11 protein-coding genes are annotated in these 15,217 nt (G+C 66.2%); 8 read left to right on the top strand and 3 right to left on the bottom strand.

The genetic code is table 11. The features are described 5' to 3' along the window. Window positions 1–5 precede the first annotated feature (5 nt). Entirely contained in the window at window positions 6–845 is an 840-nt protein-coding gene (gene ntrB / locus BW990_RS08265) for a nitrate ABC transporter permease (protein WP_076446903.1), read from the bottom strand. A 3-nt stretch (window positions 846–848) separates the two neighbouring features. Then, window positions 849–2,237 carry a CmpA/NrtA family ABC transporter substrate-binding protein gene (locus tag BW990_RS08260; protein WP_076447141.1) on the bottom strand — a complete coding sequence of 463 codons (1,389 nt, stop codon included), beginning with the start codon at window positions 2,235–2,237 and terminating at the stop codon, window positions 849–851. Window positions 2,238–2,437: 200 nt separating this feature from the next. Here BW990_RS08260 and BW990_RS08255 point away from each other — a divergent pair, with 200 nt between their 5' ends. Next, window positions 2,438–4,300 (top strand): sigma 54-interacting transcriptional regulator, encoded by a 1,863-nt coding sequence (locus tag BW990_RS08255; protein WP_076446901.1) that lies wholly within the window; start codon window positions 2,438–2,440, stop codon window positions 4,298–4,300. Between the two features lie 178 nt (window positions 4,301–4,478). Here BW990_RS08255 and BW990_RS20980 read toward each other — a convergent pair whose 3' ends face one another. Then, complete coding sequence (locus tag BW990_RS20980; protein ID WP_083950519.1) at window positions 4,479–7,745, bottom strand: Ig-like domain-containing protein; 3,267 nt, start codon at window positions 7,743–7,745, stop codon at window positions 4,479–4,481. Window positions 7,746–8,524: 779 nt separating this feature from the next. On the opposite strand from BW990_RS20980, the gene BW990_RS08225 reads away from it, so the two are divergent. From BW990_RS08225 to BW990_RS08195, 7 genes are all read left to right on the top strand, one after another. After that, the gene (locus BW990_RS08225) at window positions 8,525–9,421 is read left to right on the top strand and encodes a LysR family transcriptional regulator (protein ID WP_076446891.1); all 897 of its coding nucleotides are present in this window, start codon (window positions 8,525–8,527) and stop codon (window positions 9,419–9,421) included. A gap of 76 nt (window positions 9,422–9,497) precedes the next feature. After that, window positions 9,498–10,319, top strand: a complete 822-nt coding sequence (locus BW990_RS08220) for a putative hydro-lyase (protein ID WP_076446889.1) — start codon at window positions 9,498–9,500, stop codon at window positions 10,317–10,319. Window positions 10,320–10,382: 63 nt separating this feature from the next. Continuing rightward, a complete protein-coding gene (locus tag BW990_RS08215) occupies window positions 10,383–11,420 on the top strand; it encodes a TRAP transporter substrate-binding protein (RefSeq protein WP_076446887.1) in 1,038 nt (345 codons plus the stop codon). Window positions 11,421–11,452: 32 nt separating this feature from the next. Beyond that, window positions 11,453–12,001: a TRAP transporter small permease subunit gene (locus BW990_RS08210; protein WP_076446885.1), complete on the top strand. Its 549-nt coding sequence runs from the start codon at window positions 11,453–11,455 to the stop codon at window positions 11,999–12,001. Next, window positions 11,998–13,281, top strand: coding sequence for a TRAP transporter large permease (locus tag BW990_RS08205; protein ID WP_076446883.1), 1,284 nt, complete (start codon window positions 11,998–12,000; stop codon window positions 13,279–13,281). The genes BW990_RS08210 and BW990_RS08205 overlap by 4 nt, the downstream gene beginning before the upstream one ends. Next, complete coding sequence (locus BW990_RS08200) at window positions 13,278–14,024, top strand: 5-oxoprolinase subunit B family protein (protein WP_076446881.1); 747 nt, start codon at window positions 13,278–13,280, stop codon at window positions 14,022–14,024. The genes BW990_RS08205 and BW990_RS08200 overlap by 4 nt, the downstream gene beginning before the upstream one ends. Continuing rightward, a complete protein-coding gene (locus BW990_RS08195; RefSeq protein ID WP_076446879.1) occupies window positions 14,021–15,037 on the top strand; it encodes a 5-oxoprolinase subunit C family protein in 1,017 nt (338 codons plus the stop codon). The genes BW990_RS08200 and BW990_RS08195 overlap by 4 nt, the downstream gene beginning before the upstream one ends. The last annotated feature ends 180 nt before the right edge of the window (window positions 15,038–15,217 follow it).

Raw genomic sequence — 15,217 nt, 5'->3', positions numbered from 1 at the left:
GCTCCTTACTCGGCGTAGGCAACGGCGCGCTGCAGGAAGGCGAAGGCCGAATCCAGCAACATGCCGACGACGCCGATCATGAGAATTGAGAAGATGACGGAGGTGAGATCGAGGTTGTTCCACTCGTTCCAGACGTAGTAGCCGATCCCGGTTCCGCCGACGAGCATCTCGGCCGCGACGATCACGAGCCACGCGATCCCGATGGAGATGCGCATGCCGGTGATGATCGTGGGCGCGGCTGCGGGCAGGATGACCATGAAGGCGGTCTTCAGGCTGCCCAGCTCATGCGTGCGGGCCACGTTCACCCAGTCCGTGCGGACGCCCGCCACACCGAAGGCGGTGTTGATGAGCATCGGCCAGATCGAACAGATGAAGATTACGAAGATCGCCGAGGCCTCGCTGTCCTGGATGATGAACAGCGCCAGCGGCATCCATGCGAGCGGCGAGATCGGGCGCAGCACCTGGATGAACGGGTTGAGCGCCTTGTAGGCGATGGGCGACATGCCGATCAGGAAGCCGAGCGGGATCGCCACGAGAGCGGCCAGGATGTAGCCCGTCAGGACCCGGTAGATCGAATAGCCGATCTGGATGCCGATGCCCTTGTCGTTGGGGCCCGCATCGTAGAACGGATCCGACAGCTGCTCCCAGGCCTTGGCGAGCACGTCGGACGGGGGCGGAACCCCGGCCCGTTCCTGGCCGAGGCCCATGAGGCGTTCGTATTCGGTGAGCTCGGTCGCCAAGGTCTGCGCCGGGATGGCGGCCTCCCAGATCAGGAGGCCGACCACCAGCATGACGATGGACAGAAGCGCCGCGCGCTGGTTGAGGGAAAGCGTCACGCTGGGCATGGCTCAGCCTTTCCCGATCGGGAAGCTGGACACATAGGCCTCCGGTTCCGCCGGATCGAAGGTCTTGCCCATGATCGTGTGCGACTTGTAGGTGACGTCCGGCGCCTCGTAGCCCAGATCCTCCATCACCTTCTTGGCATCGGCGGCAAGGTAGACCTGCTCCGCCACGGCCTTGTAGTCGATATCGCCCTCGATATAGCCCCAGCGCTTCATCTGCGTGAGGATCCAGACGCCCATGGAATGCCACGGGAACGGATCGAAATCGATGCGGTCGGGCACGTTCTTCACCTCGCCGAGACCGTCCGCATAGGTGCCGGTCAGAACCTGCTCGATCACCGGGACCGGCTGGTTGAGGTAGTTTGTGGGCGCGATCGCCGCCGCAATTTCCTTCCGGTTCTCTGCGGCCGAGGCGTATTGCGTGGCGTCGATGATCGACTTCAGCAGCGCGCCATAGGTGTTGGGCAGCTCTTCCGCGAAGGACAGGGGTGCGGCGAAGGCGCAGCAGGGATGGCCCTCCCAGATCTCTTTCGTCAGGATGTGGATGAAGCCGATGCCTTCCCAGACCGCGCGCTGGTTGAACGGGTCGGGCGAGAGATAGCCGTCGAGGTTGCCCGCGCGCAGGTTCGCGACCATCTCCGGCGGCGGAACCACGCGGATCTGGATGTCGACATCCGGGTCGAGGCCGAACTCTGCCACGTAGTAGCGCAGCAGGAAATTGTGCATCGAATATTCGAACGGCACGCCGAAGGTGAAGCCCTTCCACTGGGTGGGGTCACGCTTGTCGAGATGCTCGTTCGACAGCACGATGGCCTGGCCGTTGATGTTCTCCACGGCGGGCATGATGTAGGGCTCGGCCACCGAGCCTGCGCCCAGCGTCATGGCGAGCGGCATGGGCGTCAGCATGTGCGAGGCGTCGTATTCACCCGAAAGCGACTTGTCGCGGGCCACGGCCCATCCGGCGGTCTTGATGACCTGGGCGTTGAGGCCGTAGCGCTCGTAGAAGCCCAAAGGCTGCGCCATGATGATCGGCGTCGCGCAGGTGATCGGCACGAAGCCGATGTTGAGGTCGGTCTTTTCCGGGGGCCCGAGATTGTCGAGGATCGCGGCCTTGGCCTGATCCATCGGGAAGACCGAGGCGAGCGCCGCCGCGACGGTGGAGCCGCCCAGCATGCCCATGAAGGACCGGCGGCCGATATCGCTGTGGCCGAAGACCGAGCGGACGATGGCGCTTTCCACCGCGCGCTCCATCATCTGTTCGGAGCTCATCGCCGTCGGTTCGACGTGATCCTTGTCGTGCCCGTGACCGGACATGCACCCGTCGCAGCCGCAATCGGCACCGTGGCGCAGATCGGTCTTTCCGGAGAATGGATTACCCAAGCTCTTGATCGTCATGTTGGACCCCTTCGTGGTTATGGCGGCATCATGCGGGGCCGGATCGGCGGACAAAATTCCCCTGCCCAACATTTGAGCAAACAAAGAAATTTAATGATTTCAGATCGGTAGGGTATGGCACGCCAACGGTCTTATCACGAATTTTCGTAATTTACGATTTTTCATAACGCATTCCGGCGCCTTCCCGCTATGCTGGCCCCATGCGCGACGACATCCTCCGATCCGATTCCCTCATCACCGCCCTGCCCGAGGCCGCGCTGATCCTCGACACCGCGACGGACCGGATCGTGGCGCTGAATTCCGCCGCCTGCGCGCTTCTGCGGACGGGTCCCGAAGAGGCTACGCGCTTCGCCCGATACCTCGGCACCGCCCTGCCCGGTTTCATCGTCTTTCTAGAGGAGGTCGTCTATCGCGGCACCGGCTGGACGCGGGACGTGCCGCTGCGGACGGCGGAGGGCGAGACCCTGCGCTGCGAGCTGCGCGCGCGGTTCCTCGAGCACGATCCGGACCTGATCCTGCTTCTGCTGATCGACCTCGACCTGATGGAGCGGCGCACCGAGATCACCGAGACCGCGGGCCTGCACCGGGCGGGCCTCGATGAATGGAAACGCGCCGAGGGCTTCTTTGCCGAACTCGAGCGTCAGAACCAGCTGATCCTGAACGCCGCGGGCGAAGGCATCTACGGGGTGAACGCGGAAGGCAAGACCACCTTCGTGAACCGCGCGGCACAGGAGATGCTGGGCTGGACCACCGCCGATCTGCTGGGCCAAGACATTCACTCGATGATCCACCACCACCACATGAACGGCGAAAGCTACCCGGCGCATGATTGCCCGATCTACCGGTCGTTCCGCTTCGAACAGGTGCACCGCATCGAGGACGAGGTGTTCTGGCGCAAGGACGGCAAGCCCATCCGCGTCGAATACGTCTCGACCCCGATCTACGACCAGCGGGTGCTGGCGGGCGCGGTGGTGATCTTCCGCGACATCACCGAACGCAAGGAAGGCGAGCGCAAGCTGCGCGAAGCGCTCGACGAGGTGGCCGCGCTGCGCGACCGGCTGGAACAGGAAAACGCCTATCTGCAGGAGGCCATCACCACCGAGCGCGCGCATCACGACATCATCGGCACCTCGCCCGCCATCCAGCAGGTGCAAAGCCGGATCGACCTCGTGGCGCAGACCGAGGCGACGGTGATGATCTCGGGCGAGACGGGCACCGGCAAGGCGCTGGTCGCCACAGCCATCCACAAGGCGAGCCCGCGTTCGCGCCGTCCACTCATTCATTTCAAATGCGGCTCGGTCGCGCCCGAGGCGGTGGAGGCGGAGCTCTTCGGCCAGATCCGCGGCGCCACGCCGGGGGCCGTGCGCGACAAGCCGGGCAAGCTGGAGCTGGCCCATGGCGGGACGCTGTTTCTGGACGACGTGCAGGAATTACCGGTGGAGCATCAGGGCAAGCTGCTGCATTCGCTGCAATCCAAGACGGTGACGCGCCTGGGCGATGTGCGCGCCAAGCCCGTCGATATCCGCGTCATCGCGGCCACCACGCTCGCGCCCGAGAAGGCGGTCTCGAGCGGGCGGCTGCGCGAGGACCTGCTGCTGCATCTGAACGTCTTCCCGGTCACCTGCGCGCCCCTGCGCGAACGGGCCGAGGATATTCCGCTGCTCGCCACCCATATCCTCGACATCGCCAGCCGGCGGCTGAACCGGCCCGCCCCGGTCATCACCGAAGGCACGATGGCGCAGATGATGCGCTACGACTGGCCCGGCAACGTAAAGGAATTGCGCAACGTGATCGAACGCGCGGCCATCGTGTCGAAGGGGCCGAAGCTGGTGCTGGAACTGGGCGGCACTGGGGCCGGGACGGAACCCGCGCCCGCACATTCGGCGATCCGCACCGAGGCCGACATGCAGCGGATGATGCGTGAGAACGTCATCGCCTGCCTGCGCGAGGCCGGCGGCCGGGTTTCGGGCGCGAACGGCGCCGCGGCGCTTCTGGGGGTGCGGCCGACGACGCTTTATTCCCGGATCAAGTCGATGGAGATCGAAGAGAGCGAGTGGCGCTGAGGCGCTGAGGCGCCGGGCCAAGGACGGCGCAAGCGTCGCCGATCCCGCGACCATCGGGAACCGGTCGCGCGTTTCCCGCGGGCCCGAAAAATGCGGGGCGAAGCGCCCCACACGCTCCGCCCCGTATCCAACCCGAAGCTTCCGGTTTCCCGGCGCGTCGAGCCGCTGCAAACGATAGTTACCTGGTCAAGAGACGCGCCTCGTGCTTCTTCAGCGAGCGGCGTGCCGCGGCATAGCCCTTCAGACCCTCGGTTTCGGCCAGCTCCGGGAACAGTTCGAGGATTTCGTTCCGCTGCGCGTTGCCGATGCCCTTCAGGCTGTAATCGCCGGGCTGGAAGCTTTCGGTCCAGGCGCCGTTGGCGAGCACGACTTCGTGGCGGTCGAACATGAAGTGGATGTAGCTGACGCCCAGCGCGCGGACCTCGTCGACCCCTTCGAGACCGGTGAGGTGCTTGGCCGCGGCCAGGACCTCCCGCTCCTCGAAATAGAGCGCGGTCTTGTCGTTGTTGACCAGCATCCGGTGGTTGGGGCTGACCAGCATGTCATGCTCGGGCAGGTTGTTTCCGAGCGATCCGGCGCGGATCAGGATGGGCTTCATGTGCGGCTTGCGCGCCAGCTCGAACCCGGTCAGGTCCTTGCGGCCGACCCAGCGGATTTCCTGCAGGCCGTTGTCGCGGGTGATGATCTTGTCGCCTTCGCGCAGATCCTCGACCAGACGCTCGCCCTGTGGCGTCGCGACCTTGGTGCCGGGCGTGAAGCAGGGCACGATTTCCTCGATGTTGAAGAAATCCATGGAGCCGGTGACTTCGCCCGCGCCGTTCAGGAACTCGATCGTGCCGTCGATGCCGTTCGAGGGGTTGCCCGGGCCGTCATCGTCGGGACGCTCGTTGACCAGGCGCCAGTCGACATCCTTTTCGCCCACACCGGACAGGTCCAGTGTGTCGAAATCGTCGCCCGCATTGCCGCCCTGGACCGTATCGCCCAAGAATTCGCCCGGATTGGCCGGGTCGGGCTGCGAGGCATCGGAGGCCGAGGAGACGACGATCGTGTCGCGATCCGCGCCACCATCGATGAAGTCGAGCCCGCCATCGCCGTTCAGCGTGTCGTTGCCGTCGCCGCCGATCAGCGTGTCGTTGTCGTCACCGCCGCTCAGAAGGTCGTCGTCGATGCCGCCATCGAGCTGGTCCTCGCCGGAGCCGCCCTCGAGCGTGTCGTCGTCATCGCCGCCGATCAGCGTGTCGTTGCCGAGGAAGCCCTGCAGCAGGTCGCGGTCGTTCTCGGTCTGCGGGTCGAGATCGTCGGGGATCTCGAGCGAGGCCGGTGCGGAGCCGTCGATCAGGTCGTTGTCCTGACCGCCATCGAGCGTGTCCGAGCCATGGCCGCCGAGCAGGATGTCGTCCCCCTGCCCGCCCATGATCAGGTCGTCGTCGATCCCGCCATCGAGCGTGTCATTCCCCTGACCGCCATCAAGCGTGTCGCGGTCGTCGCCCGTGGAGATGACATCGTTGCCCTGGTTGCCTTCGACGTAGTCGCGGCCATCCTCGGTGTTCGGATCGCTGTCGAAAGTGGTGCCGCCGATGGTGAGCGGGAAGCTCGGATCGTCGTTCTCGTAATCGGAGAAGGTGTCGAAACCGGCGATAATCGTGTCGTTGCCCTGCCCGCCGCGGATCGTGTCGGCGCCCTGGACGTCCTCGATGTAATCGTCTCCGCCTCCACCGCCGACCACGTCGTCGTCGATGCCGGGGAAGATCGTGTCATTCCCGCCATTGCCCGAGATCGTGTCGGCATCGTCGCCCGTCGCGATCAGGTTGCCGGAGCCGCCGTCGTTGACGGAGTCGCGGTTGTCGTCCGGATCGGGATCCTCGTCATTGCCGTCGAGAGGATCGAGAGGCTGATCCGCCGCCGGCACGGGGAAGACGTCCGCGTCGATGCGGCCATCGGACGGACCGGGCTCGACCACGGTCACGATGAGCTCGCCCGTATCGGTGCCGCCGTTGCCGTCGTCGATCGTGTAGGTGATGGTGTCTTCACCGACGAAGCCCGGATTGGGTGTGTAGAGCACGTCGCCGTCGCCGTTGATCGCCGCGATGCCGTTGGCTGGCGTGCTGACGGAGGTCACGGTCAGCGTGTCGCCATCCGGATCGGTGTCGTTCGCGGCGACATCGACGGTGACCGGCGTCTCGTTGTCGGTCAGGGCGGTGTCGTCCGCGGCGACCGGCGGCTGGTTCGGCGGGTCCGTCACGGTGATGGTCACGGTCGCGCTGTCGCTCGCCCCTGAGGGATCCTCGATCGCGTAGCCGATCTCGGCCGTGCCGGTGAAGCCCACATCCGGGGTGAAGGTCACGGTGCCGTCGGCATTCACCGCAGCAATGCCATTGGTGGCAATGGCCGAAACGGTGGTGATCGGATCGCCGTCCGGATCGCTGTCATTGGCCAGAACCGGGATCGTTACCGGCGTGTTGACCGTCGTGGTCGCCGTGTCGTCTACCGCGTCCGGCGCAGCATTGTCGTCCGGTTCGGGCTCGACGGTGATGATGAGGTCCGCGGTATCGGTGCCGCCGTTGCCGTCGTCGATCGTGTAGGTGACGGTGTCCTCGCCGATGAAACCGGCATTCGGGGTGTAGACCACGTTGCCGCCGCCATCGACCACGGCCGTGCCGTTTGCGCCATCGGTCACGCCGGTAACGGTCAGCGTGTCGCCATCGGGATCGCTGTCATTGGCGTCCACATCGACGGTGACGGGCGTGTCCTCAAAGGTAAACTCGAAATCGTCCACGGCGACGGGCGGCTCGTTGCCGCCCTCGGCATCGGTGGTGGAGAAGTTGATGTTGGACACGAGCACCGTCTGCTGCGCGGTGCCGCCATTGTCCTGAATCAGGGTCATCGACTGGATCGGGCCTTCGATCTCGATCAGGAGCGAGCCGTTCGGGTCGTCGAAATTGGTCGTGACCTGGCCGATCGCCGTGCTGCCCGAGACGCTGGCCGCGCCCGAGGAGGTGATGGTGATGATCGCGGGATTGCCGTCGGCGTCGATCGCCTCGATGGTGATCTGGTCCTCGAAGCCCGGGCCGGGGCCCGCCGCGAGGTCCTGCGCGCCGGCATCCACATCGTTCAGGCGGAAGCTGACATTGGTCACGCTGTCGCCGTAGAGCGGGTCGGTCGAGCGGAAATCGAAGGTGACGGTCGAGGTCGCCTCGGGAGACGGCGTCCCGGTGTCGTTGCCCTCGGCGAAAAGCTTCAGGTGCGAGTTGGGATCGATGTCCTCACCCGGCGCCACGTAGCCCGCGATGTCCACGATATAGGTGGTCGAGTTGTCCGAGATGGAATCGTAGGTCACATCGACCGCGACGCCGCCCGTCTCGACGGTGATTGCCCCGTCCTGGTTCGGGCCGTCGCTGACCCGGTTGAACCCCGACCCAATCCAATCCAGCGTAAGATCCGGCATCTTTTTACCCTTCCACAAACTCGGGACTTGCGTCCCGTACCCCCGCCCCCGCGGTGGCGGCCCTCAGGCGCGCCGTTAACATACCAGACGGTCAACGCGACGCGGGCATCGGGGCCTTGTGGCGCGCTTTTTCGGCGCGCAAGGGCTCGGGCGGATCCCGGCGATTGCCGGGCCACACATTCCGATGCATCCGTCAGGATGTCCGTTTCTTGGTGGCCGCCCCCGTGGCCAGCAGATGTCACCCCCCAGTGGGCTTGACCAAAGAGATACGGGATGCCGACCGGTGAACAAAGTGAAAATTGTTCGAAAAGTGTCTGAAATCCGGTCGGATGGCCTTTTTCCGGCCCCGACCTCGGCATCTTTCGGGCAGGCCACACCCCGCGATTGTTTCCATCTTGCGACGCCCTGCGCGCCTTTTTCGCGAAAAACCGTCGAATCGGCCCCACTTGATGCGGCATTGTTTCCCGAAATGGCACAAAACTTGCGGAATGTGGCGGCGGCGCGCGCTTTGCCACATTGCCGCCGCACTGCCGCCGGCGGTTGTTCGATGGCGAGAACCAATCTCGCAATCGGCGTCGAATTGGTGCCCGAGCGGTGGGTCAAGGCCGCGAATCCCGCCCGAATCGCACGCCCTGTCCCGCCACAATCTGCCGCAATTCGCCGCCGGAACCGCGCCCGGACTGCCCGATTTTCGCCACAATTCGACCGGCATGGGCCCTGGCAGCCCCGTGACGCCCATGGCCTCTGTTCATCACCCTCGGGACTGCCATTCTGGCAGGATGAGCAGAATCAACCTCGAGCAGCTGAAGACCTTCCTCGGCGTCGTGCGGCTTGGCGGCGTGCGCAAGGCGGCGTCGGCGCTCAACCTCACCCAGCCCGCGGTGACGGCGCGGATCAAGGCGCTGGAAGAGACGCTCGCGGCGCAGCTTTTCGACCGCGCCGGTGGCGGCATGCGGCTGACCAAGCGCGGCGAGTTGCTGGTGACCTATGCCGAGAAGTTCGAGCAACTGACGGAGATGGTGGAGCGCGACGTGATCGACCCGGGCGGCGTCGACAAGCGTCTGCGCCTCGGCGTCTCCGAGACCATCGCGCAATGCTGGCTGCCCGATCTGATCGCCGGTCTGCATGCGCGCTATCCCAACCTCGAAATCGAGTTCGGCGTCGATATCTCGAACGATCTGCGCGAGGCGCTGCTGGCGCAGGAGCTGGACCTCGCCATCCTGCTCGGGCCGATCTCGGAATATTCCATCGACAACGTGGCGCTGCCGGGCTTCGAGATGACCTGGTACGTCTCGGCCGAGGCCAAGGCCCTGCCCGACCCCGCCGCCTATCTGCGCCGCCCGATCCTGACCTATGCGCGCAACACCCGCCCGTTCCGGGAATTGCGCGACATGCTGTTCGAGCGGGTCGGCCCGGACGTGTCGCTGTTTCCGTCCTCGTCGCTTTCGGCCTGTTTCCGGCTGGTGGAGGCCGATCTCGGCGTCGCCGCCCTGCCCCGCGCCCTGGGCCGTCCCCATGTCGCGGCGGGCACGATCCGCGAGTTCGATCCGGGCTGGACCCCGGCGCCGCTGTCCTTCACCGCCTCCTATCGCGGCTCTCCGAAAAGCCATGTGGTCGAGACCGCGGCGCATCTGGCCCTGGAGGTGGCGCAGCGCTACGCCGATCAAAATTTCTGATCGGTAGTGAGAATATTATTCGATTTGATTTTATTGCAGCTTCCCGTCACGCTGACCTTGAGTAAGGGGGACGATCTTGACCGCAACCTATCAAGAGCTGCGCCGCAGCGACCTGCCGAGCCTGCGCCGCGAGATTCGCGCCGGGCATTACGCCAAGCACACCGCGGGCCTCGGCCCCGGCTTCCTGCAGACCAACCTCGCCATCATGCCCGAGGCCTTCGCGCTGGACTTCATGCGCTTCTGCCAGCGCAATCCGAAGCCCTGCCCGCTGGTGGGCGTGTCGGATACCGGCAACCCGATGATGGTCACGCTGGGCGCCGATATCGACATCCGCACCGACGTGCCGGCCTACAATATCTACGAGAATGGCAAGCTCACGGGCAGCCGCGAGGACATCACGGATATCTGGACGGACGACCTCGTGGCCTTCGCGCTGGGCTGTTCCTTCACCTTCGAGCGCGCCCTCGAAGAGGCGGGCATCCCGCAATGGCATATCGATCACGACACCACCGTGCCGATGTTCCGCTCCAACATCGAAACCGTGCCCGCGGGGCCGTTCTCGGGCAAGACCGTGGTGTCGCTGCGCTTCATCGCGCCCGAGCGGCTGGACGAGGTGATCGCCATCTCGCGCCGCTTCCCGCTGGCCCATGGCGCGCCGCTGCATTGGGGCGATCCGGAAAAGATCGGCATCACCGATCTGGGTGCCCCGGAATGGGGCGATCCCTGCGAGATCGAAGAGGACAAGATCCCGGTCTTCTGGGCCTGCGGCGTCACCCCGCAGGTGGCGATCGAGCGCGCGGGCATCCCGCTGTGCATCACGCACAAGCCCGGTCACATGCTGATCACCGATATCGCCGAGGACGCCGAAGTCCCGGTGCGCAACCCCAGGGCCGCCTGAGCGGTCCGGGCAATACCGAAAACAACAACAATCAGACCAACATCACCCAACAAGGAGAATGACATGAAACGCACTCTGAGCTTCCTCGCGGCCACCACCGCGCTCGCGACCCCGGCCATGGCTGAAAACCTGTCGGTCGTGGGTTCCTGGTCGGGCCTGCCGCTGCACAAGCAGTACGAAGCGCCGTTCTGGACCGAGACCGTGCCCGCCGCGTCGAATGGCGAGATCGAGGTGGCGCTGACCACGCATGACCAGATGAACCTCGGCGTCGGCGACGTCTACCGCCTTTTGGGCGACGGCGTGTACGACGTGGGCATGACCGTAGCCGATTACGCCGTGGCCGACGCGCCGGAGCTCGAGGGCCTCGACGTGCCGCTCGTGGCGCTGACCGCCGACGAGGCCAAGGCCATGGTCGATGCCGCCCGCCCGATGGTGCTGGACATCTACCACGACCGCTTCAACAGCCACGTCCTAGCCATCGCGCCCTACCCGCCGCAGGTCGTCTTCTGCAATGCTGAGGTCACCAACCTCGCCGATCTCGAGGGCAAGAAGGTGCGCGCCTCGGGCCGGATGACCGCGAAATTCCTCGAGGCGCTGGGCGCCGAGGGCGTGAACGTCTCCTTCTCCGAAGTGCCGGGCGCGCTGCAGAAAGGCGTCGTCGATTGCGCCGTGACCGGGGCCGGTTCGGGCTATTCCGCCGGCTGGTGGGAGGTGTCCACCCATCTTCTGCCCATTCCGCTCGGTGGCTGGGACAGCGTCGTGACGGCGGTCAACCTCGACAAGTGGAACAGCCTCTCGGACGAGCACAAGGCGCTCTTGACCGAGCAGGCCAAGACCGAGTTCGAGGATCCCGCCTGGGCCGTCGCGCAGGACGCGCTGGTCAACGACATCGCCTGCCTCACGGGCAACGGCGAGTGCCCCGCGGGCGAGGCGCGCGACATGACCCTCGTCGAGGTGTCGGATGCCGATTTCGAGCGGGCGCGCGACGTGCTGGTCGCCGAAGTGCTGCCCGAATGGGCCGAGCGCGCAGGCGACGACTGGGCGCAGCGCTGGAATGACAGCGTCGGCGCCGCCGTCGGCGTGAGCATCCCCGTCAACTGATCCCGGACGTTCCCAAAGCGAGGCCCCATCCCATGGCGGAGACAATTCTACATCGGCTGCGCGCCGCGAACGGCATCCTGGCGATCCTGATCGGGATCCTGCTGTTTGCCTGCGTCGCCTTCGTGCTGGCCGATATCATTCTGCGCCGGATGGGGTCCACGCTGGGCGGGACCGACGAGGTCTCGGGCTACGTGATGGCCATCGCGACGGCCTGGGGCATGGCCTATACGCTCACTGAACTGGGCCATGTCCGCATCGACATCCTGCGATCCCGGGTCCAGGCCCGGGGCCGCGCCCTTTTCGATCTCTTCTCCATGCTGGTCCTGTCGGGCACGATCAGCCTCATCGCGCTGCAGGCCTGGCCGGTGGTCTCGCGCTCGATCTCCAACGGATCGCGCGCCAACACCAATCTCGAAACGCCACTGGCCCTCGTGCAGATGCCGTGGTTCCTCGGCTGGGTGTGGTTCGCGCTGGCCTCCTGGATCACGCTTTTCGCCGCCGCATCGCTGGTGATGAAAGGCAAGTACGACGCAACCGACGCGGCCATCGGAACCTTCGGCGAAGCGGATCAACTGAAATGATTACCTATATCTCCGCGGGCCTTCTGGGCCTTCTGTGCCTGTCGATCCCGGTCGGCATCGTGCTGTTCCTGCTGGGCTTCGGCATCGACCAGTTCTTCTCGCCCTTCCCGCTGGTCAAGGGGCTCGGCAACCTCGTCTGGTCCACGTCGAACAACGCCACGCTCATCGCCATTCCGTTCTTCGTGCTTTTGGGCGAGGTGCTGGTGCGCTCTGGGCTGGCGACGCGCACCTATGCCGCGCTCGACCGCTGGGTGAGCTGGATGCCGGGCGGGCTCGTCCATGCCAACATCGCCACCGCGACGATGTTCTCGGCGACCTCAGGCTCGTCGGTCGCCACCGCCGCCACCGTGGCCACGGTCGCCATGCCGCAGGCCGAGAAGCTGGGCTACGACCCCAAGCTCTTCTCGGGCGCCATCGCCGCGGGCGGCACGCTGGGGATCATGATCCCGCCCTCGATCAACCTCATCGTCTACGGCTTTCTCACGCAGACCTCGATCCCGCGGCTCTTTCTTGCGGGCCTCGTGCCGGGCATCGGGCTCGCGCTGGCCTTCGTGGTGATCACCATGATCCTGTGCATGATCCGTCCGGGCCTCGGGGGCGAACGCCGGATCTTCCCGCTGGCGCAGATGCTGAAAGCGCTGCTGGAGCTCATTCCGATCATCCTGCTCTTCACCGTCATCATCGGCACGATCTACAAGGGCTGGGCCACCCCCACCGAGGCCGCCGCCGTTGGGGTCGCGGGTGCCATCGTCATCGCCGCCGCCTTCGGGGGCGTGTCGCTGCAGATGTTCAAGGACTCGATCCTCGGCACGGTCAAGATCACCTCGATGATCATGCTCGTCGTGATCGGCGCCTCCTTCCTGAACTTCACGCTGGCCTCGGCGGGCATCGGGCGCGAGTTGCAGGACTTCCTCGCAGGCCTCGGCCTCACGCCGCTGATGACGATCTTCGTGATCGTGCTGATCTACATCGTGCTCGGGTTCTTCATCGAGACGCTGTCGCTGATGGTCGTGACGATCCCGATTATCGTACCGCTGGTGGTCGAGATGGGCTTCGACCCGATCTGGTTCGGCATCCTGATGATTGTGCTGATCGAGATGGCGCTCATCACCCCGCCGGTGGGCCTGAACCTCTACGTGGTGCAGGGTGCGCGGAAATCGGGGCCGATGTCGGACGTGATGCTGGGCACCATCCCCTACATCATCGCGATGCTCGCGATGGCGATGGCGCTCATCGCCTTCCCGCAGATCGCGCTCTGGCTGCCGGACGCGCTGCAATGAGCGAGGCTGCCGCAGACGATTGGCCGAAGATCCGCTCGGTCGGCGTGGACGGGCTGCTGGTCAGCTTCGGCGACCGGCTGAGCGAGGCGGCGAACCGCGCGGCGCTGGCCTTTCGCGGCGCGCTCGACCGCCAGGGGCCCGAGGGGATCGAGGAGACCTCGACCTCGCTCGTCTCCACCTATCTGCGCTACGATCCGATCGCTGGCGATCCCGCGGCGATCCGCGCGGGCGTGGCGGACCTGCTCGGCGACCGCGACTGGTATGCCGAGCCCCTGCCCGAGGGACGCCGCTTCTGGCGTATCCCGACGCTTTACGGCACCGACCTCGCACCGCAGCTCGAGGAAGCCGCGAAGGCGGCCGGGATGACGGCCGAGGAGGCGATCCGCTCCATCTCCGAAACGCGGGTGCGCGTCCAGACCATCGGCTTCGCACCCGGCCAGCCCTATCTCGGCGCCCTGCCAGAGGCCTGGGACATCCCGCGGCAAAGCCAGCTGACCGACAAGGTGCCGGTGGGCGCGCTGGTGGTCGCGGTCCGCCAGCTTGTGCTCTTCTCGGTCACGACCCCCACGGGCTGGCGGCATATCGGGCAGACGGCGGTGAAGCTCTTCCGGCCCGACAGCGACACGCCCTTCGTGCTGCGGCCCGGCGACGAGGTTCAGTTCGATCCGGTCGACCGCGCGGCGTTCGAGAAGCTGCAGCAAAACGGCCCCGATGGCGGCGCCACGTCGGAGGAGCTGACATGAGCCGGTCGCTGATCGTTCATCGCGCGGGTCCGGGCCTTTCGGTGCAGGATATGGGGCGCTCGGGCTACCTGGCCTTCGGCCTGTCGCGCGGCGGCGCGGCGGATCGGCTCGCCCTCGAGGAAGGGGCGGCGCTGCTGGCTCAGCCGGTTCTGCCCGCGCTCGAGATGGCCGGGATGGGGGCCGAGTTCGAGGCCTCGGAGGACATGCGCATCGCCCTGACCGGCGCGCCGATGCGCGCCAGCATCGACGGCGCGCGCGTGGTGTGGAACGCGAGCCACCTTCTGCCTGCGGGGGCGCGGCTCTCGATCGGCGCGGTGGAGCGCGGCAGCTACGGCTATCTGAGCGTCGGCGGCGGGCTGGCCTGCGAGGAGCGGCTGGGCGCGCAATCGGCCCATCTGGCCGCGGGGCTCGGCGCTGCGCTCGAGCCGGGCGACGTGCTGCCCGTGGGCCCCGACAAGGGCGAGCGCGTGGGCATGACTTTCGATCCCGAGGCGCGCTTCGAGGGCGGCGCGGTGCGGATCGTCGCCAGCCTGCAGACCGACTTCTTCGCCCCCGAGGAACGCGCCCGGTTCGAAGCCACGCGCTTTACCCGCGATGCCCGCGGCAACCGGATGGGTGTGCGGATGATGCCCGATGGCAAAGGTTTCGAGAGCGAGGCGGGCCTGTCGGTCCTCTCGGAGATCATCGTGCCCGGCGATATCCAGGTCACCGGCGACGGCACGCCCTTCGTGCTGCTGGCCGAAAGCCAGACCACCGGCGGCTATCCCCGCATCGGATCGGTCCTGCCCGCTGACCTGCCGCGCGTGGCGCAGGCGCAGGCGGGGGCCACGATCACCTTCTCCTTCGTCGATCTGGACACCGCCCACGAGATCGAGCGCCGCGAGGCGACGCGCCGCAAGGGCCTGCGCGGCGCGACCCGCCCGCTGGTCCGCTCGCCGCACGACATCCCGGACCTGCTGTCCTACCAGCTCATCAGCGGCGTGACGGCGGGGGACGATCTGGAACGGGTTTGATCGGCCGGGGCTCAAGTCGACCTGATGCCCCCGTCAGGTCGACTCGGGACTCGATCAAAGCCGATTGTTTTGGCGCCGACCACGCACCTGAGGCCTGCCGGTAGCCGGGCCTTGGCGTCCGGCCGGGTGGGTCCGCTGAACCAGATCGCGCTCCGTCGCGTCCCACCCCAGCCCAGTCTT

This window comes from Roseivivax lentus (assembly GCF_900156805.1).
GTDB classification, from domain to species: domain Bacteria; phylum Pseudomonadota; class Alphaproteobacteria; order Rhodobacterales; family Rhodobacteraceae; genus Roseivivax; species Roseivivax lentus.
The sequence above is the reverse complement of the archived record's forward strand: the minus strand, read 5'-3'. Positions and strand labels throughout refer to the sequence as shown.